Raw genomic sequence first — 447 nt, forward strand, 5'->3', positions numbered from 1 at the left:
GTAACAAAATATCAAAACCTATACAAGCATTGATAAAGGATTTTCTAACAATTCTTTTAAATCTTTTAAGAATTTTGCAGCTACTGTTCCATCTATTACTCTATGGTCTGATGTTAATGATAAGTTCATTATAGGTTTTATTTTAGCCTCTCCATTTACTGGAACAAACTTATCTTGTGTAGCACCTACCCCTAAGATTGCACTTGAAGGCATATTTATTATAGGTGTAAATGTAGTTATACCATACATTCCAACATTACTTATTGTAAATGTATTACCTTCTTGGTCTGCTGGCATAAGTTTCCCTGTCTTTACTTTTTCCGCAAGTTCTTTGCTTTCTTTTGCTATTTCTTTTAAAGACTTTTTGTTTGCATTTTTTACTACCGGAACATATAAGCCTTCATCTAAACCAACTGCAATAGCTATATTTACATCTTTATATCTAAA

Annotated in this window: 1 protein-coding gene; it reads right to left on the bottom strand. The window is 30.6% G+C overall.

Annotated features, from left to right (window positions below; translation table 11 throughout):
* Positions 1-18: 18 nt before the first annotated feature.
* The coding region (locus tag KGF52_RS21145; RefSeq protein ID WP_227841535.1) for a 2-oxo acid dehydrogenase subunit E2 at positions 19-447 on the bottom strand (429 nt) is incomplete at its 5' end.

The organism is Clostridioides sp. ZZV15-6597 (genome assembly GCF_020657815.1).
Taxonomy (GTDB): Bacteria; Bacillota; Clostridia; order Peptostreptococcales; family Peptostreptococcaceae; genus Clostridioides.